Source organism: Leptolyngbya sp. CALU 1928, assembly GCF_056784215.1.
In genome coordinates this window covers 1,269,092-1,287,605 of sequence record NZ_JBXBCE010000001.1, presented here as the reverse complement: position 1 = coordinate 1,287,605, position 18,514 = coordinate 1,269,092, and the positions used below count along the sequence as shown (strand labels likewise).

Below are 18,514 nucleotides of genomic sequence, written 5' to 3'. Positions count from 1 at the left end.
CGAACTTATTCGAGAGGATCTGACTCGGTTGTATCAGATTCTTCGATTGTAGAGATTTCGGCTGAGGAGATTTCGGTGGCGGACTGCTGATCTATTCTAGCGATCTCGTCCAAATCGTCCGCTGGCTCATGTTCCACTTCATCGCCTGACTCTGAATTATCTGATTCTGTGGGCACATTCACCGCTGGCAGATCGGCAACTTCAGTACTACTATTGACTGTTTCAGCTTCGACTGTTTCAGCTTCGATTTCAACTTCTTGCTTGTCAACAATCAGTTCTTCCAGTGCGCCACCCTCCGCTTCACTGGTTAGCTCGGTTGATTCTTCTAAGACGCTTTCGGCTACTCCCGATTCTAAAGGTGAAGCCGATTCTAAAGGTGAAGATGGGGTGACTTCTGCGGGCGGGGTCACTCGATCGCCTGCCCAAAGATCGACTGCTTCCACTGCTGACTCAGATTTAGGAGGACTGGGGCGCGCGGGTGACGCGATCGCCGGAGCCTCTAAAGTTTCGGGCAAAAGTTGGCTGACTGGTAGCCCCAGTTTGGTAAAGTCTTGAGAAATTTTCTCTAGGGGATAGGGTTCAGTGTTACCAAAAGCAGCATCGCTGGTCAGCATAACGCTGGCAACACTCACCGGCACCTGAAGAAACAAATTGCTGCCTAAAAACGCGATCGCGGCTATCACCAACCCCAGCCCACGGGACTCGATTGAAAACGGGACTGCGGTGGCTCCAATGGGCGCTAACACGTAAAGCTGCCGTAATACGATCGCCAACAGAACTGCGACAATCACCGCCAATAAACGATTTTGGGTTGATTTGAACCGGGTCAACAGTTGCCGCTGCGGCAGGGTTAATTTCTCTGGCTTGAGAGCGATCACCAACAGGCTAAAAATGTAGAACGGGCGCTGCCACTGCATCCACAGGATCGGCGCAATGCCTGCGATCGCAACAAATGCCAACTCTAGCCATACTGGGAAAATCGGATCTCCCACTGCCAGCCCTAAAAAACATAGCTCTAGCCAAATCGGTAAGGCGGCTAAACCAGCCAGGTGAATCCAAAGGTAAGGGTCAGACCAAAAAGAGCGCATAGCTATCAAGGGACAGATCGATTTATGCCCAAGTATAGAACCTGCCTGTCCCTTGCCTAAATAGATGTATTAAATGGCAATCAAAAACCACAAACTACTTTAGAAAACCACCCTAACGAGAAGAATCTCGTCGTCCCTTCAAGGCTTGCAGTTGTTCTAAAAGAGAATCAGTTTCTGCTTGAAGATGGAGAAACTTAGCTTGTTGATCAACTTGATACAGGCTTTTCATCACTTTTAGGAGCCGAACTTGATGCTCTACATCAGCGATTTCACGACTGATGGGCGGCTCACAAACCGCGATCGCTGAATTACTTTCATTAACGGAATTATTAGTCATCAACATCATAACTACTCTAGTTATTTGTACTCATCAACACCGCATAAACCATCTTAACCTAAACTTTACAAAAAGATAGCAGCCCAATAATTTCGTTTTAGTAGGAATTGGGATGGGAAGATTGTCGGGACTGTCTAACAGTGACAATGTAATCGATGTAAACTAAGGTTCAAACAAACTGTAGGAAACTAACAGTTTCTTGGGCTTGGGAGGTATAACTCTTCAGGCGAACGGATATATTCAGGTAGCCACCCGGCTTTTCCGAGTATTCGTCATTTATTTTAAGATTGGTTTATCGTTCCTTATATTGCGATCGCCGCATTACTGTAGTGACTTTGAGTTTTTCTGTTGGTTCCCATCCTCTCGCCCAATCTGACACCGCTATTCACACCGGAGGATGGCGCGGACTGATTGAAATGTATCGCCCCTACTTGCCCGTGACTGAGCAAACCCCGGTCATCACCTTGCGAGAGGGCAACACCCCGTTGATTCCGGTTCCGGCGATCGCGGCTGAAATTGGTCGGCAGGTGCAGGTGTGGGTAAAATATGACGGCTTAAACCCCACAGGCAGCTTCAAAGACCGGGGCATGACCATGGCAATCTCGAAGGCGAAAGAAGCCGGGGCAAAAGCGGTGATTTGCGCCAGTACGGGAAATACCTCTGCTGCCGCCGCTGCCTATGCTCGACGAGGGGGAATGCGGGCTTTCGTGGTGATCCCCGATGGCTATGTGGCATTGGGCAAGCTTGGTCAAGCGCTAATTTATGGGGCTGAAGTCCTATCCATCAAAGGAAACTTTGACCAGGCATTAAAAATTGTTCGAGAAATGTCTGAACATTATCCTGTAACGCTGGTGAACTCGGTCAATCCCTATCGGCTAGAAGGACAAAAGACCGCTGCCTTTGAGATTGTGGATGTGCTGGGTGATGCACCCGACTGGCTTTGCATTCCAGTCGGCAACGCTGGCAATATTTCGGCGTATTGGATGGGCTTTTGCCAATATCATCAGCACGATCGCTGCACCCAACTACCCCGAATGATGGGTTTTCAAGCTGCTGGAGCCGCCCCGCTGATTTCTGGGCAAGCTGTGGAGCATCCCGATACTTTGGCGACGGCGATTCGGATTGGCAACCCGGCAAACTGGGAAAAGGCGATCGCGGTTCGTGATGCCAGCCAGGGTGCCTTTAATGCCGTCACCGATGAGGAAATTCTGGCAGCCTACCGCCTGTTGGCATCTCAGGAAGGCATTTTTTGTGAACCTGCAAGTGCCGCTTCTGTTGCGGGGCTGCTAAAGGTGAAAGATCAGGTGCCCACGGGAGCCACGGTCGTCTGTGTGCTGACGGGCAATGGCTTGAAAGATCCCGATGCCGCGATCGCTCACAGCAACAATCCCTTAAGACAATGCATTGCGCCAGAAATTGAAGCTGTTGCAACCGCCATGGGATTTTAATGACTGTATTTTTTTATCAAGATGAATCACTGGAAGCAATCGGCGATCGCATCTTAGCCGCAACCTGGGAAGCCTTTCCCACTTTGGCACGCAACCAGATTGCCCTAACTTGGCTGGTGTACGACCTACCTGCCCCAGTCAATACAGGCGGCGCACTCACCCCAGCAGAATTTTGGAAATATTCCCCTCGTGGCTACAGCTATCGCGGCGTGGAGTCGATTTATCCTGCCAGTGTAGTCAAGTTGTTTTATCTGGTGGCAATCCATGAATGGCTAGAACGGGGAATGACGCAGCCTTCAGCCGAACTAGATCGCGCCATCCGCGACATGATTGTCGATTCCAGCAATGATGCCACAGGCTTAATTGTGGATACTCTCACAGGTACAACGAGTGGTCCTGAACTGTCTGCCGCCCCGTTTGAAACCTGGAAACAGCAGCGATATCTGATCAATCGCTACTTTCAATCCTTTGGTTGGGAAGAGTTGAACACCATTAACGTCTGCCAAAAAACCTGGTGCGATGGACCCTATGGACGAGAACGCGCTTTTTATGGCGAGATCATGGAAAACCGGAATTGGCTGAGTACGATCGCCACAGCACGGTTACTCCACAGCATTGTCGGTGGAGTAACCGTGTCTTCTGCGCGATCGCAGGCGATGTTGGCATTACTCCGGCGATCGCTGAACCCAGCCGATCTATTAGCCGACCCAGAGAATCAGGTGACAGGATTTTTGGGGGATGGCTTACCTATCAATACTGGTGTTTATTCCAAAGCAGGGTTAATGAGCCGCGTTCGTCACGATGCCGCTTACATTGAACTGCCCAACTGCTCTCCTTACCTGCTTGTTGTGTTTACAGAGGGCAAAGAACACAGCGGTAATGAAGCTATCTTGCCGTTTGTTTCCAGTCAAGTTGTCGAAGCAATGCGATCGCTGGCTGCATAGCCTTGGCGCTGACATTCTTGAAGATATGACGATCTGTGTCTCTGATACCTGCGGAAATCGTTACTACTCAGCCGATATTCTTCATGAGGTTCATGCTGCTGCTATCAGAGCGAAAGCACCTGAAGTACATGAACAGATTCCCGTGACTCATCTAGAATTAGCATAGCCAGTACAACAGAGCCAAGCCTTAGATATGACTTGAAGGTCATTTGTTATTCCACTGCTGTTTCATCCGTTCAATGCGATCGAGCAAGCTTTCGTTGGACATGCGGGAATTGAGCCGTTCGACGAGTAGCGGAAAGGCAAACGGGGACGGACGTTTGGGGTTGTACCACGCGATAGTGAGATGGGACAGGCGATCGAGGGTTTTGGCTAATCGATGGACTTCCAACTGGTCTGCCAACACTTCATTTTCAGCTTGCTTGAGTAGCAAATTATCTGGCTCATATTTGGTAAACACTTCGTAGAGCAAGGATGAACTGACTTGCAGTTGGCTAGAGGTTTTTTTGGCAGAGGGATAGCCCTTAAACACCAAGCCTGACACTTGAGCAATGCCGCGAAACTTGCGCCCGGTTAATTCTGAAAGATTTAGCCCTGCTTTAATATCTTCATACAGGGAATCTAGACTAAAGAATTTCTCAGAAAATAACGACTGAAATGGGTAATCTTTAGGAGCCAAAATCTCAAAGCCGTAATCATTCACCGAAATGGTAAAGGTTGCCGGGTGCTGATGGGCAAAGCGATAGCCCCACAAAAATCCTAGTCCTTCATGGACAAAACGCCCTTCAAACGGAAACACGTAGAGGTGCTGTCCTTCGCGGGTTTTACAACATTCAATCAGTAGCTCATTTGAGTCAGGCAGGTGGGAAAGGCATGCTTGGGCAGAGAGAATTGGTTGCAAACAGGTTAGCTCAGCATTCACGGTAGGATTTATCCGGCTTTGCTCAATTTCATGCCGCAAGTGATAGCTGAGCGAATCAGAAATTGCCAGATTTCCACCCGACCACGTGGGCGTAATGGTGGATTTTTTCTTGGCTGATTTAACATACATCACCATGTCTTTTAGCTGAAAAAATTCCAGTTGCTTTCCCGCAAAGAAAAAGACATCGCCTGGTTGCAGTTTAGAAACGAAACTTTCCTCCACCGTGCCAATTTTGCTTTGATTTAAGTATCGAATGGCGATCGCCTGATTCGAGGTAATCGTACCAATGCCCATGCGATGTATCCGCGCAATTTGAGCATCCGCAACTTTGTAAATGCCGTCTGTTTGAACCACTTTTTTATAGCGGGGATAGGCGCTCAATGATTTGCCGCCCTGCTCGATAAATTCCAGCATCCAGTCAAATTCTGCTGAGGTCAGCATGGCGTAGGAGACTGTTTTTCTGACCGCGTTAAAAACCGCTTCTGGCTTGAATCCGGCTCCGCAGGCGAGAGTGACGAGATGTTGAATCAGGACATCATAGGGCTTAGACAGGGGACGACGAGACTCGATCGCCCCTGCCGCTAAACCATTGCGAAAGGCAGAAATCTCCAGCAGTTCTAGGGCATTGGTGGGCAAAAAGAAAATCTCGGAGGTGCCTTGGGGGACGTGCTGCGATCGCCCAGCCCGTTGCAACAACCGCGCCAGGTTTTTGGCACTGCCAATTTGCACCACCCGTTCCACAGGCTGGAAATCCACGCCCAAATCGAGGGAAGACGTACAGATGACCCATTTAATGGTTCCGGCTTTTACGCCAGCCTCGATCGCCTCTCGTTCTTTGATCGCAATGGAACCGTGGTGCAATGCAATCTCGTGAGTGTGGTCAGGTAATGCATATAACATCGCCTGATACCAGCGCTCAGCCTGCGATCGCGTGTTAGTAAAGATCAGCGTCGATCGCTGAATATCCAGCGCATTCACCAATTCTTCAAATAGGTGTAAGCCCAAATGTCCCGCCCAGGGAAACGTATCGACCGACTCCGGCAAAATGCTTTTGATCACGGTTTGGCGCTGAAGATCCGTGCGGATAATCACGGGTTTGGCATCCACGCCCACCGCCACCTGTGCCGCTTCTTCCACGTTGCCCAAAGTCGCCGAAATTGCCCAGGTTTGTAAGTTCGGACGCACTCCCCGCAGGTAAGAAAGACATAGCTCAGTCTGGGTGCCGCGCTTGGAACTGAGCAACTCATGCCACTCATCCAAAATGACGCAGCGCAGGGATTTGAAAAACTCCTTTGACCCCGCATAGGACAGCATCAGCGCTAAGGATTCGGGCGTAGTAATCAGGATGTCGGGTAAGTTTTTTAACTGGCGAGTCTTTTTGGCAGAACTGGTGTCACCTGTGCGAGATTCTACCCGCAGGTTCCACCCCATTTCGGTGATCGGTCGGGCGATCGATTGTTCAATATCTCGCGACAATGCTCGTAGCGGGGTTAGGTAAAGCAACCGCAGCCCTGGTTCTGGGTTTGTCAGCATATCAGCGATCGCGCCCATGACCGCTGCGTAGGTTTTCCCAGACCCGGTGGGCACTTGAATCAAGCCGCTGCGCCCATCCAAATAAGCCTGCCAGGTTTCTTGCTGAAATGCTAAAGGCTCCCAGCCCTGTTTCGCAAACCAGGTAAAAACAGGCTCTAGGCATTTGTCAGTAACAGTTTTTACTTTGATTGAAGCCATGCGGTGTTTTAGACATCTTTGAATGCAAAAACCGGGTAGCTAACACCACCCGGCACTTTGGCGAGTATTCGGTTTGAATCACACGCTTAAATCACTAAACTATACGCCAACCGCTGTCTTTGCTTTGGCGATTAGCTCACCTTTCGCATACTTAACCGCATAGATTTCAACGCCAACCTGTTTGATCTTGCTAGCGTTACCTGCTGCCCAAAACTCACGGTAGCGATCGGCGCACACTTTTTGCATGTACTGAATCGATGGCTTTAGGAAGTGACGGGGATCAAATTCCTTGGGATTTGCAAACAGCGCTTCACGCACCGCCGCCGTGATTGCCAAGCGGTTGTCAGTGTCAATGTTCACCTTACGCACACCGCTCTTGATGCCCTTTTGGATTTCTTCCACAGGCACACCATAGGTTTCAGGAATTGCGCCACCATTTTGGTTAATTAACGCCAGCAAATCTTCGGGAACGGAAGAAGAGCCATGCATGACCAAGTGAGTATTGGGCAAACGGCTATGAATTTCTTCGATGCGGCTAATTGCCAAAATTTCGCCAGTCGGTTTGCGGGTAAATTTGTATGCGCCATGGCTGGTGCCGATCGCCACTGCCAACGCATCCACTTGACTCCGCTCAACGAAATCAACCGCTTCATCCGGATCAGTCAGCAGTTGGGAATGGTCTAATTCACCTTCAAACCCGTGACCATCTTCTGCTTCGCCCTTGCCAGTTTCCAAAGAACCTAAGCAGCCTAGTTCACCTTCTACAGAAGCCCCGATCGCGTGAGCCACTTTCACCACTTCACTGGTGACAGCAACGTTATATTCATAGCTAGCGGGGGTTTTGGCATCTGCTTCCAAAGAGCCATCCATCATGACGCTAGTGAAGCCATTTTTGATCGCGGTGTAGCACGTTGCAGGTTCATTTCCGTGGTCTTGGTGCATCACGATGGGAATGTGGGGGTAGGTTTCCACCGCAGCCAAAATCAGGTGCCGCAGGAAGTTTTCGCCAGCATACTTCCGAGCGCCGCGAGAGGCTTGCAGAATCACAGGACTGTCGGTTTCGGCAGCAGCCTGCATAATTGCCTGGATCTGCTCCATATTATTAACGTTAAAGGCAGGAATGCCGTAGCCATTTTCAGCCGCGTGATCCAGCAATAGCCGCATTGGTACGAGCGCCATAGAAAGTCCTCCTGGTTAGTTGGGGTCAGCTTCTTAGAAAAGCTCAAACATTACGATAATCTTAAGACACTTTTCACCCGATCGAAAGACCCATCTAGTCCATCTGATGGATTGATTAGGCAAAAATGACTATTAAATTTAGTTATCTGCCAATTTCTATCGATTTAATGCCAAGAAATCTTGCTGAATTAGCAAACAGTTCTTCAGAGAATATTAATATGCTCCAGTTAGGCAGGGAGAGAATTCTATAAATCAAATAAAAGTCAAATAAAAACGGGGATGATGTGCCGTCATCCCCGTTTGTCTACTTACTGAGAGTTTCGAGATTACATGACTGGAATGTACTGCTCTTTCTCAGGTATATCTGTATACTCAGCAACGATTTGACGGAACTCATCACCATCAATCGTTTCTTTTTCGATTAGCAGATCCACCAAGCGATCCACGACCACTCGATTTTCCCGCACAATCCGGCGTGCATCGTTGTAGCAATGTTCCACAATCGATCGCACCTGAGCATCAATCCGCGACGAAATTTCTTCAGAATATTCCGATCGCGTCATCAAATCGCGCCCTAAAAATACTTCACCAGACTGGCTTTCTAGGGAAAGAGGACCCAAATCAGACATCCCGTACCGGGTCACCATTTGACGCGCCATGGAACTGACTTGCTGCAAGTCGCTGCCTGCACCTGTAGTAATTTCCGAATCGCCGAAAACCACTTCTTCCGCTGCCCGACCGCCCAAAGCTCCGGTAATACGCGCCAAGATTTGCGATCGCGAAATCAAGCTTTGCTCATCACTGGGAGAGAACCAGGTCAAACCCCGCGCCTGACCCCGAGGAATCAGGGTAACTTTTTGGACGGGATCGTGTCCTTTGACCAGCGTGCCAATGATGGCATGACCAATTTCGTGGTAGCCAATCAAGCGCTTGCTCTTGCCATCGGTTAAAGGGGTGCCTTCCATACCTGCGATCACCCGATCCACCGCAGCATCAATTTCCGACATGGTGACGGCATCTTTGCGACGACGGGCGGTGAGGATAGCGGCTTCATTCAACAGGTTCGCCAAATCAGCCCCAGAGAACCCCGGAGTGCGACGAGCGATCGCATCCAAAGAAACCTCATCTGCGATTTTTTTGTCACGAGCGTGAACTTGCAGGACTTCCAAACGTCCCTTGATATCCGGCACATCCACTTCAATTTGGCGGTCAAATCGACCCGGACGCAGCAAGGCAGAATCTAATACATCTGGGCGGTTGGTTGCCGCGATGATGATTACACCCGTGTTGCCTTCAAACCCATCCATTTCGGTGAGCAACTGGTTTAGGGTTTGCTCCCGTTCATCGTTGCCGCCGCCAATGCCTGCGCCCCGCTGCCGACCCACTGCGTCAATTTCATCAATAAACACGATGCAGGGAGCATTTTCTTTCGCTTTCTTAAATAGGTCGCGGACGCGAGACGCTCCAACGCCCACAAACATTTCCACAAACTCCGATCCAGAGATACTGAAGAATGGAACCCCCGCTTCTCCCGCGATCGCTTTTGCCAAGAGTGTTTTACCCGTTCCAGGAGGACCTACTAGCAGCACACCTTTAGGAATCTTCGCGCCTACTGCGGTGAACCGTTCTGGCTTTTTGAGGAATGTCACGACCTCTTGCAGTTCTTCTTTCGCTTCTTCAATCCCCGCCACATCATCAAACATCACGCCAGTTTTAGCGTCCATTTGGAAACGAGCCTTCGACTTGCCAAAGCTCATTGCCTGCCCGGGACCGCCGGGCACATTGCCGGAGCGCCGAAATAGGAAAAACAAGCCCCCAATCAGCAGCACGGGAAAAATCAGATTACCCAACAAGCTCCAAACAGCGGTGCCATCGTTGCGAGTCGGGTGAACATCCAAATTAATATTTTCTTTTCTCAAACGAGAAATTAATTCAGGCGAGTTTCCAGGCAAATCAACCCGTAGCCGTTGAACCCGGTTATCCAGTTCTGAATCGACCGCTTCCACGATCGCCGTTCGACCCTCATCATACAAATCAACACTGACAACCCGTGACGCATCCAGGTATTCCAAGAAACGCCCGTAGGTCATCCGGGTGCTTGCCGCATTCTTGTTAGCCATGTTTGCAGGAGGAGTAGCAAACGAACTCTGCCACAAGAAGAAGCCAACTACCAACGCTGGCAATGTCCAAAGTAGAGCCGTTCTCCAAGAAAATTTCATAAGTCGCGCCCTTTATCTACAGCCATAACTACCAGTACCCATAACAGCATGTCTATGTATCCACCAACACAACCGCACCCAATGCTTTGAACTTGCGCTATGAAGTGTTTGCACTCTCTATTGTTAGGATCGCGTGATCAATAAACAACAGACTAATCTGTTACCATTTAACTCGAATTGTTAACTAAATTTAACCTATTTTTCATCAAACCAGCAACCGCTCTACACGATTTCAGATCTATCTTTTGTCCATTTTATGCGGCTCACACTACGTTATAGCCTGCCTGCTGCTTTGGAATTTCAATGACAAACTCGGTTCCAGTTTCTAAGGAAGACTGACAATACAACTGCCCACCGTGTTTATCGGTGATGATGTCGTAACTAATAGAAAGGCCTAAACCAGTGCCTTGACCAACGGGTTTTGTGGTAAAAAAGGGTTCAAAGAGTCGCTGTTGGGTCGTTTCAGGGATAGCAGGTCCATTGTTGACAATGCGAATCACGATTAGTCCGGCTGAATTCGTTTCAGTGGTGATGCAAATGGTTGGAACAAACTCTGAGCCTTGAGTTGGTGCGTGATAAGCTTTTGCGATCGCGTCATCTAGGGCATCAATCCCATTGCTCAAAATATTCATAAAAACCTGGTTTAACTGTCCGGCGTAGCATTCCACCCGGGGCAAATCGCCATAGTGTTTGATCACCTGAATGCCGGGATGATCACCCCGCACTTTGAGCCGGTTTTGCAAAATCATCAAGGTGCTGTCGATGCCCTCATGAATATCCACGGTCTTCATGTCGGCTTCATCCATACGGGAGAAGTTTCGCAATGAAATGACTATTTGCCGGATGCGATCGGCTCCAACTTTCATGGACTGGAGCAGCTTGGGTAAATCTTCTCTTAAAAAGTCCAAATCAATGTCATCTGTTAAAGCGTGAATCTCATCACTGGGGTTCGGATAATTTTGCTGATAAAGCTGAAGCAAACTAAGCAAATCTTGGGAATATTCGTTGGCATGACTCAGGTTGCCGTAGATGAAATTCACTGGATTGTTGATTTCGTGGGCGACCCCTGCCACCAGTTGCCCTAAGCTAGACATCTTTTCGCTTTGCACCAGTTTTGCCTGAGTTGATCGCAGGGTTTGTAAGGTCTGCTCCAACTCCTGTTTTTGCTGGCGCAATTGGGCTTCTGCCTGTTCGCGCTCGGTCACTTCCATCACCAAGGACGCAATCCCGATCACGTCTCCAGAGGGATCAACCAAGGGCGTATTGTGCCATTCGCAAATGATAGTTCGACTATCTTTGGTGAGATTGCTATTGGTGTTGTAAATGGTGTGCTTTTGACTCACGAGCGTTTTTAGGGTCTGGTGAACCCGCGCTTGCAGAGACTCTGGGACGATGAAGCCGTCGGTTAAGTGACCCATGATTTCGTCCGCTTCGTAGCCAAAAATCTTGGTAGCAGCGGGGTTCCAGGCAGTGACTTCAAACGCGAGATTGCGTTCAACGACCCCAACTGGACTCTGTTGAACCAGCAACGACAATTTCTGCTGAGATTCTTTCATCTGAATTTCTGCTTGTTTGCGATCGGTGATGTCTCGCAAAATAACGACATATTCTCGGAAGTCGTGAATCAGATGGTCAGAAATGGATACGTCTAGAATTTTGAGAATGTCGCCTTGCTGGAGGGGTTGTTCGCTGCGGTTCTGCCACTCTTGGGGTTGATCGGGTAGTTCTGAAAGATAGTGGTTCAGGCGTTGCCCTTTGAGTGATTCCTCTTTACCAAACACGGTTCTGACGGCAGGATTGGTGCGCTGAATGATGCCAGATTCATCGACTACCACGATCGCATCTTGCACCACATTGAACAAATGCTCAGCGGCTTCCCGCGCTTCCACCACAGCGGCAACTTGAGGCAAACTTGTCCAACAGGCGATCGCCACCCCCACAAAGGCGATCGCCAGCAGCAGCACCACAAACAAATTGGCATGGTTATTCAGAGCAAATCCATCCAGCAGGGCGCGGGTTGCCCAGCCAATCATTGTTGCTCCACACACTAGAAAAATCAGGACACAGACCTGAACGAACATTAAGTCAGAAATTTTGACCGGAGGCGCTTGATAGCGATGGAGCCACCAACCCGCCTGACAGAAAATTATGCGGCTACGGGCGATCGCGGCATTGCCCACCAGTACGGCGATCGGTAACAGCAGCCCGATCAGCCAATCCTGCCAACCCCACGCCAACCCACCCACAACCAGCACCGTAATTTCTACCAGACAAAACCCCAGCGACCAACGCGACCACAACGCTTCTGGGCGATTACGACGAACCCACATGCCCCAATGAATGCCAATCATGGAGGCAAGATAGCCGGTGCCCGTAATCATCACTACCCGCGCCACATCGCCCCACGCCAAACATATCAGGCTTAACAAACCCGTCACCGCAAGGCTCGGACCCAACACGCCCCGCCGCGACACTACGCCAAAAACCGGAGCCAAATAGCCATCCAGTGCCAGTTGATAAAGCACTCTAGGTGCATTGGATACGGCAGTGGCAGAACTCAACAAACAGCCAGAGGCAATTAAAAAGGTGATCAACACAGGCGCTAAGCCACCCCAAAAAGGCGTTGCCGCAATCACCATTTCGGTAAAAGCATTCGTGTCAGACGTATTTGCCAACCGCGCTACAACCCAAGAGCCACCCACATAAACAATTGGTAGCAGGAGCGCTGCAAACGAAAGACTTTTTAAGGTGACGGCAGGCTTACGGCTATCTGCCACAAACGAAGAAGCGGTTTCACAGCCATACACGGCATACACCGCCAAAAAAAACCACTTCGCCCAGTCAGCAAAGGAGAGCGTAATCAGGGGCTGAGGGGTGACCGACTGGGGCGGAAAAAAGCCGGGGCTTTGAGGCGAGAGCGCCAGCCAGCCTAGCCCTTGCAAACAGAACGCCAGCAACAAACCGATCGCCGGCACAATAAAAAACAGATGCAAAATGCCAAGGGCACGGGTGCCGCTGAACGCCACAATAAAGGGAAGGACAGTAAACCCAATTTTGAGTAATAGCTCTGGGCAGACAATTCCTAATGGTTCCAAATTCGCTTTAATCAGATCCGTCAAAATGATGGCATTAATTGCAGGAACCGACACCCAGCCCAGCCAATAGCCGATCGCCACATAGGTTGCCAAGCTCGACTGATTTTTCAGCAACCGGGTGGTGTAATTAGGCGTTCCACCGGACATATCCTGCCACTGCGTTCCCAAATGCCGGACTTGCAGATTGAGCAGAATCCCGACAATGGCACCGGGCACCCACACCCAAATTGCCTGAGTTTTGAGGTCAACATGCATCGCGGGGGCAGTTCCCAACCAGAGCAGCAAGCCACTCAGCCCAAAACCCCAAGTTTCCAAGGCGCTGAGGCTGCGAGATAGGCGAGGCAGGGACGATAAATCCAGGAACTTAGAACCGTTAGTCATCAGTAGGAACACTTAAACGTGTCAAATGAGAATACTCTATTGTTCCCTACAACATTTTTTAGTTCATGATTTAGAGACAAAATGAGTTGTACCCAGGTGATTGGCAGGTTTGCAAGATTATCGATGATAGACAATGAAGCCCGCGATCGCGTCTAGCAATGCCTCTGGTTCATCGGCTCGAATGCTGTGTCCACTGTTTTCAAAAATTCGCAGATCCGCTTTGGAAATGCTCTGGGCAATCTCCTCTGAAAATTCAGGAGGACAGATCCAGTCATGTCGTCCCGCAATCACCAACGTTGGCGCAGTAATCCGATGCAGTTGATCGCGGATATCGTAGGTTCGCAGCCAGCCGCCAAACGCCACATTGATCGCATCAGCAGACAGAATGGCACGGTGTAGGGTGGGTTGGGGAACAGTGGGGTTATGGGTGATGGAATACAAAGGTGCCATGATGCGGAAATAGTCTTGCAAATGGGCTTCATCCCGAAAGGTGCCGTTCCAAAGATGCTGGGCGATCGCCTGTTGTTCCGCCGTCCCCCGTTCCGCTAGAATCTGCTGCGCCCGCTGCAAAAACCGTGAATCTGCTACGGTCACGATCACGATCAAATGCGATACGTTTTCTGGATATCGACTGGCATAGGTCAGCCCCACCATGCCGCCATAGGATGAGCCAATTACCACGATTTTATCCAGACCCAAGTGCTGGCGGAGCGCTTCCATATCTTCCACGTTGTTATCGAGGGTGTAGGTGGCTGGGTTGCCTCGCTGCGATCGCCCCTGTCCGCGATGGTCAAAATACACCAGTTGCATCTTTTGGCTGAGCGGCATGAAAGCAGGCTTAAATGAGGTGTGGTCGGCTCCGGGTCCTCCATGGATCACAAACGCGATCGGCTTTTCCCTCATGCGATCGCCGTGGGGCACCAGTCCTGCCCCTTCCACATCAAAATAAATCTCTGTATCTCGAATTTTTGCTCGCATGATAATCTCGCGTTCCTGCTTTATCCTTTTTATAAGGACTTCTTGCTAAGATTAGCCCTAATGCATTGGGTTAGTGCTCCCGAAGCTTAGGCAATCATCAGGTGCATTCTTTGTATTGCTCTCTGCAAGTTCTAGATAAGCTGTCTTGACCTAATGCCTTAGATTCTGTTGCGTCTAATTGAACTTAGCCCCAGTTCTTCCTAGAATCCATGAATTCAGCTTCAGAAATGTCTTTATACGAGTTGGCGTTGCAACATGAGGCACCGCCTGAACTTCAGATTAGCCCTACTTCGTTTAAATCGATTAGTGATGCTCTGATCAATTTATTAATTAAGCAAAAAATTCCAGCCATAGTCTGGGCAAAGCTGCCAAAAGGAGAAACTTGGCACACAACACTTGAGCAGTATGCCCATATAGAAGGAATTTCTAAAACAATCTATCTGTTTGCTCATCAGCAAGAGGATCATCCCGCGATTAGCACCGCCCCTTCAGATATTGCGATCGCGGCTCAGTCAAATTTGTCGCCTGCTATTTCAGAAATAACCACAGTGGCTGAGCAGGTGAGCGCTACTCCCATATTTAGAGTACAGCTTGCCCCAGGAAATGCTTTGCAGCGGGAGTATTTTCTAATGATTTGGTCAGCGCAGTTACCCATTGCGCTATTTGCCCGCCGCCCCCAGTCTGTTCAGCCTCCTAAGATGACTGATTCTCTTGCCGCTTTGGATTCGATGAGTAGCTACGGGCAAATCTCTCAATTACTAGATAGCTCTCTCGATCGCAAACAGGTGCTCTTGGCGCGCTGTTCCTTCGATGCCACATTAATTGAACGGGCGTTACATCGGCTTGAACAGACGCTTACTAGTCTAATGCAGGGTGATGACCTGACCATGCCTTCTAGTAAACTGGCAACCATACCAACGTTTGCGGCTGACTTAGTAACCCATTGGACGAATCAACGGCTAGCCTTGGCTGATGAGGGATTCAATGTGAAGTTAGTAGAGCAATTATTCGCTCACGCTTTACAGCAACAAGAAGACCTTTGGCAACGCAATAGTGCCTATCGAAAACAGGCAGAAGGCGCGGATTCTCTGCGGTTGCAAAATGAGGAATTGTTGAATACCTTGCAGTTAAAGGATGAATTTTTGAATACGGTGGGGCAGGAACTGCGAACCCCATTAACGACGATTAAAACGGCGCTGTCGCTGTTAGGGTCGCCCACCATTAAGCTGCCTCAGCGCCAGCGGTATCTGGAACTGATTGCGAAGGAGTGCGATCGCCAAAGTTCTTTAATCACCAGCCTGCTCGATCTGGTTCATCTCGATCAAGTGGTCGATCAATCGGCGCTACCAGCCTTGCGGTTAAGCGATGTGGTTCCGGGGGTAGCCACCACCTATCAGCCTGTTGCCGAGGAAAAAGGCATTCTGCTTACCTACACCGTGCCAGAAGACTTGCTGCCAGTAGCTTGCATGAGTAACTGGCTGAAGCAAATTGTGATTAATCTTTTGCACAATGCGATTAAGTTCACATCTTCGGGCGGCAATGTTTGGGTTCGTGCCAAACAGCAAGGAGACTATGTTCAGCTAGAAATTCGGGATACTGGTGTGGGGATTGCCCCTAACGAAATTCCGAAGATTTTCGATCGTTTCTACCGGGTGCGCCAATCTGCCGATGATTCTAGCGGCGCTGGCTTAGGGCTAACCATTGTCCAGCAACTACTGTTGCACTGTGGCGGATCGATTTCGGTTAAAAGTAGAGTCGGGGAAGGCACTGCATTTAATGTGCTGCTGCCAGTCTATAAATCTTCGGCAGATCTGGGTTTATAAATCCAGTCGCTACAGAATCTTGGGTAAGGGAATCTGTGCATTAGCAAAAAATTTTAGGTGGCTAGAATTTGGCGTTTCCGAAGAAATTACAAAGTTTGCCGGGTTTCCGATAAATTTAGACTATCAATACTTGAGATGACTGCTGTTTCTCCGATGTAGCTATTCTTTAAAACCGTGATTAGACTAAATGGCGGATACCGATATGCAACTGAGTGACCTCTAGGCAGTACGAACCGTATCATTTTCGGCGGGATTTATGCTCGTGATTATCGGCAGAAAAATTATTGCGAGAATTTCTGCTAAAGGGCTGTAAGATGCGGTACGACTTGTTTCATTCGCCTTACGCTATTGCCTCAACCTTAATGTTTGCCTCGACAGGTTTTGTACATTTCACATGAAGTTATTGTTTGATTCTTCTTTCCAGCGTCAGATTTCTCGACGAACCTTGCTAAAACTGGCTAGCGTTGGCACCTTTGGAGGGTTTGTTGGCTATTCTCGTTTTTCTAAACCTCAGCCGAGTGTTTTTCAACCCGCGATTCTGTCTTTGCCGTATCACGCCAGCAAACCCAAAAGCGTGATTGTGGTGGGCGGCGGTTTGGCGGGTCTGGCGGCGGCTTATGAATTAGGCAAACGAGGATTTCAGGTGACGTTGCTGGAGCGATCGCCCCAATTAGGCGGCAAAGTTGCCAGTTGGCACATTAACGTCAACGGTGAATCGATGAGGATGGAACATGGGTTCCATGGCTTTTTTCCGCAATATTACAATCTCTGGAGTGTGATAGAAGAGATCAAAATTCGCGATAATTTTAAGTCGCTTAACTATTACTCGGTGGTTTACAAAGGCGATCGCTATCAGCCAGAAGTGTTTCGCCCCAGCCACTCTGCCTTTCCCTGGAACATTGTGGATCTGGCAGTGTCTTCCACCAATCGACTGCGCTGGGGTTTAAACCTGACTAGCCCCCAACATTGGCAAGTTTTTCGCGAGATTACGGGGTTCAATCCGGCTCACAGCTACGCGCGCTTGGATGATATGTCGGTTACCGAATGGGTCAATAAGGGCATTCCCCGTGGCTTATATGACCTGTATTTTCTGCCCTTTGCCAAATCCAGCCTCAACTCGCCGGATGTGCTGAGCGCTGGGGAGTTAATGCAATTCTTCCACTTTTACTTTTTTGGAAATCCAGAGGGCTTGGCGTTTAATGGCACTCGGCAAGATATGGGACGCAGTTTGGTAGACCCGATCGCGCAGTCGATTGTGAACCAGGGCGGCAAGATTTTAACCGAGGTTTCTGTCAGCAATATTCATTGGAACAACGGCAAGATTGAATCATTGACCTATCAAAAGGGCAGCGAAGCCGCGACTATTCCTTTTTGGGTGAAAGCAAATCCCGCTTTAGATGCCGTAACTCCAAGCAAACTGGCATTTTATGGAGCCGGCGATCGCGTCTATGCGGTGAATCCAAAGACCCAGGCAGCGATTTCACTCACCTGCACCCATCAAGGCTGCACGGTTCATCCCCAAGACAACGGCGAATTTCATTGCCCTTGCCATGGTGCCGTGTTTGATCAAAATGGCAAGGTCGTGAGTGGTCCAGCCCAGCGGGACTTGCCGCAGTTTAAAGTAACGGGCACAGCAGAAGACACGGTTCAGCTTGCGGCGATCGCCGCACCCCAATCGAATCTGCCAGAAACTTTGCAGGCTGACTATTACGTGATTGCCGCAGATATTCCAGGCGTGCAAAATCTCTTTTCTGGGATGACAGGCGAGGTGCCTGCTCCAGTCAAACAGCAGGTAAAACAGCTTGCCGTTGCCGATCCGTTTGCCGTCTGCCGTCTCTGGTTCGATCGCGATTTTGTCTGGGAGCAAAGCTGGTTCACGTCGCTTTCTGGCTATCGCCTCACCGACAGCATCACGCTTTACCATCGGATTCAGGATGACTACATCGCTTGGGCAGAAAAGACCGGCGGCAGCGTGGTGGAACTCCATGCTTACTGCTATAAGGAAAAAGAATTTCCCACGCAAGCAGACTTGCTCAGCACGTTTGAGCAGGAGCTATACGAAATTGTGCCCGATCTAAAACACGCCACGATGCTGCATCGAGAACTGGTGAATCAAAAGAATTTTGCTGGGTTTCCACCGGGTAGCTACCGCGATCGCCCCTCTACCCAAACTGACACCGCTAACCTCCTGTTTGCGGGAGACTGGGTGAAAATGCCCTTTCCCTGCGGATTGATGGAACGCGCCATCAGCAGCGGCTTACTTGCCAGCAATGCCATTTTGGAGCAAGAAGGCTTGCAGGGTCGCACTCTGCTGACCGTCAAGCCCAAGGGAATGCTGTCGTTCTTAGCGTGAGGCGAAAAATCTTTGC

General features: G+C 49.6%; 11 protein-coding genes. 4 read left to right on the top strand and 7 right to left on the bottom strand.

Annotated elements, in window-relative coordinates:
• Positions 1 to 5: 5 nt before the first annotated feature.
• Entirely contained in the window at positions 6 to 1,088 is a 1,083-nt protein-coding gene (locus AC1S5B_RS05960; RefSeq protein ID WP_482034767.1) for a low-complexity tail membrane protein, read from the bottom strand.
• Between the two features lie 112 nt (positions 1,089 to 1,200).
• Positions 1,201 to 1,434, bottom strand: coding sequence for a hypothetical protein (locus AC1S5B_RS05955; protein WP_482034766.1), 234 nt, complete (start codon positions 1,432 to 1,434; stop codon positions 1,201 to 1,203).
• A 278-nt stretch (positions 1,435 to 1,712) separates the two neighbouring features.
• Between AC1S5B_RS05955 and thrC the strand changes: the two genes are divergently transcribed.
• Together thrC and AC1S5B_RS05945 are read left to right on the top strand one after the other, a co-directional pair.
• A complete protein-coding gene (gene thrC / locus AC1S5B_RS05950) occupies positions 1,713 to 2,873 on the top strand; it encodes a threonine synthase (RefSeq protein ID WP_482034765.1) in 1,161 nt (386 codons plus the stop codon).
• Positions 2,873 to 3,817 (top strand): serine hydrolase, encoded by a 945-nt coding sequence (locus AC1S5B_RS05945; RefSeq protein WP_482034764.1) that lies wholly within the window; start codon positions 2,873 to 2,875, stop codon positions 3,815 to 3,817. Before thrC ends, AC1S5B_RS05945 begins: the two co-directional genes overlap by 1 nt.
• A gap of 205 nt (positions 3,818 to 4,022) precedes the next feature.
• Here the strand turns inward: AC1S5B_RS05945 and AC1S5B_RS05940 are convergent, their stop codons facing one another.
• The 5 genes from AC1S5B_RS05940 to AC1S5B_RS05920 form a co-directional block, all read right to left on the bottom strand.
• Complete coding sequence (locus tag AC1S5B_RS05940; protein ID WP_482034763.1) at positions 4,023 to 6,470, bottom strand: ligase-associated DNA damage response DEXH box helicase; 2,448 nt, start codon at positions 6,468 to 6,470, stop codon at positions 4,023 to 4,025.
• Between the two features lie 99 nt (positions 6,471 to 6,569).
• Positions 6,570 to 7,649, bottom strand: coding sequence for a class II fructose-bisphosphate aldolase (gene fba / locus AC1S5B_RS05935; RefSeq protein ID WP_482034762.1), 1,080 nt, complete (start codon positions 7,647 to 7,649; stop codon positions 6,570 to 6,572).
• 326 nt (positions 7,650 to 7,975) lie between these two features.
• Entirely contained in the window at positions 7,976 to 9,868 is a 1,893-nt protein-coding gene (gene ftsH2, locus AC1S5B_RS05930) for an ATP-dependent zinc metalloprotease FtsH2 (RefSeq protein ID WP_482034761.1), read from the bottom strand.
• A 263-nt stretch (positions 9,869 to 10,131) separates the two neighbouring features.
• Positions 10,132 to 13,344 (bottom strand): PAS domain S-box protein, encoded by a 3,213-nt coding sequence (locus AC1S5B_RS05925; protein ID WP_482034760.1) that lies wholly within the window; start codon positions 13,342 to 13,344, stop codon positions 10,132 to 10,134.
• A 117-nt stretch (positions 13,345 to 13,461) separates the two neighbouring features.
• Complete coding sequence (locus AC1S5B_RS05920) at positions 13,462 to 14,322, bottom strand: alpha/beta fold hydrolase (protein ID WP_482034759.1); 861 nt, start codon at positions 14,320 to 14,322, stop codon at positions 13,462 to 13,464.
• Between the two features lie 209 nt (positions 14,323 to 14,531).
• Here AC1S5B_RS05920 and AC1S5B_RS05915 point away from each other — a divergent pair, with 209 nt between their 5' ends.
• Positions 14,532 to 16,145: an ATP-binding protein gene (locus tag AC1S5B_RS05915; RefSeq protein ID WP_482034758.1), complete on the top strand. Its 1,614-nt coding sequence runs from the start codon at positions 14,532 to 14,534 to the stop codon at positions 16,143 to 16,145.
• Between the two features lie 394 nt (positions 16,146 to 16,539).
• Positions 16,540 to 18,498, top strand: coding sequence for an FAD-dependent oxidoreductase (locus tag AC1S5B_RS05910; protein ID WP_482034757.1), 1,959 nt, complete (start codon positions 16,540 to 16,542; stop codon positions 18,496 to 18,498).
• Positions 18,499 to 18,514 lie beyond the last annotated feature (16 nt).